This window comes from Pseudomonas edaphica (genome assembly GCF_005863185.1).
In the GTDB taxonomy this organism is placed as follows: Bacteria; Pseudomonadota; Gammaproteobacteria; order Pseudomonadales; family Pseudomonadaceae; genus Aquipseudomonas; species Aquipseudomonas edaphica.
Map to the genome: position 1 here is coordinate 1 of NZ_VBVZ01000969.1, position 1,398 is coordinate 1,398.

The following is a 1,398-nucleotide window of genomic DNA, read 5'->3' on the forward strand; positions in this document are numbered from 1 at the left end:
GGCCCAACTCGGTGAGGGTGCTGACCCGCTCCAGCAAGTCCTGGGCGATACGCTGAGCGGCAAGGCGCTTTTCCACCGACAGCTTCATTTTGTCCCTGGAGCGCAGCACGCCTACATTGTCATCCGGGGAATTGCAGCGACTGCGCCTGGCCACCCAGTTGGGCTCGCAGCTGTTCGGCGTGATCTATGTGCTGGACGAGCCGTCGGCAGGCCTGCACCCGGCGGATGGCGAAGCATTGTTTACTGCGCTTGAGCGTTTGAAAGCGGCCGGCAATTCGTTGTTTGTGGTGGAACATGACCTGGAAACCATGCGCCGCGCCGACTGGCTGATCGACGTGGGCCCGGCGGCCGGTGAGCACGGCGGGCAAGTGTTGTACAGCGGTCCGCCTGCCGGTTTGGCGGATGTGCAGGCCTCGCAGACGCGCGAGTATTTGTTTGCCGAACGGCGCGTTTGCAGCACGACGCGACGTGAGCCGTCGGGGTGGCTGAAGCTTGAAGGGGTGACGCGTAATAATCTCAAGGATCTAAGCGTGGATTTCCCGCTGGGTTGCTTTACGGCGGTGACGGGTATTTCCGGCTCGGGCAAGTCCAGTCTGGTCAGCCAGGCGCTGTTGGAACTGGTGGGCACAGGCTTGGGCCGTGTGCTGGAAAGCGACGAAGAACCGAGCCTTGAAGACGATGCCCCGCAAAGCAGTGGTGGGCGGGTCAGCAGCGGTTTGGAACAGATTCGACGTTTGGTGCAGGTGGACCAGAAACCCATCGGCCGCACGCCGCGTTCTAACCTGGCGACTTACACCGGGTTGTTCGATAACGTGCGCAAATTGTTTGCGGCAACGCCGGCGGCCAGGAAGCGTCATTTCGATGCCGGGCAGTTCTCGTTCAACGTCGCCAAGGGCCGTTGCCCTCATTGCGAGGGGGAAGGGTTTGTCAGTGTCGAGTTGCTGTTTATGCCCAGCGTGTATGCGCCGTGTCCGACGTGTCATGGGGCGCGTTATAACCCTGAGACGTTGGCGATCAAGTGGCAAGGCTTGAGCATTGCCCAGGTGCTGGGGTTGACCGTGGAGCAGGCGGTCGAGGTGTTTGCCGAGCAGCCTGGGGTGTTGCGTTCGTTGCAAGTGTTGCGGGATATCGGTTTGGGGTATCTGCGTCTGGGGCAGCCGGCGACCGAGCTGTCCGGCGGTGAGGCGCAGCGGATCAAGTTGGCGACCGAGTTGCAACGTAATGCCCGGGGCGCGACGTTGTATGTGTTGGATGAGCCGACTACGGGTTTGCATCCTCGGGATGTGGACCGTTTGCTGAGTCAGCTTAATCATCTGGTGGACGCGGGGCACACGGTGGTTGTGGTGGAGCATGAGATGCGCGTGGTGGCCCAGGGGGATTGGGTGATTGATATTGGGC

The 1,398-nt window shown here is 61.4% G+C and carries 1 pseudogene; it reads left to right on the forward strand.

The window, feature by feature from the left end:
- Positions 1-89 precede the first annotated feature (89 nt).
- Positions 90-1,398, forward strand: a pseudogene (locus tag FEM54_RS32560) (excinuclease ABC subunit UvrA); the annotation flags it as partial.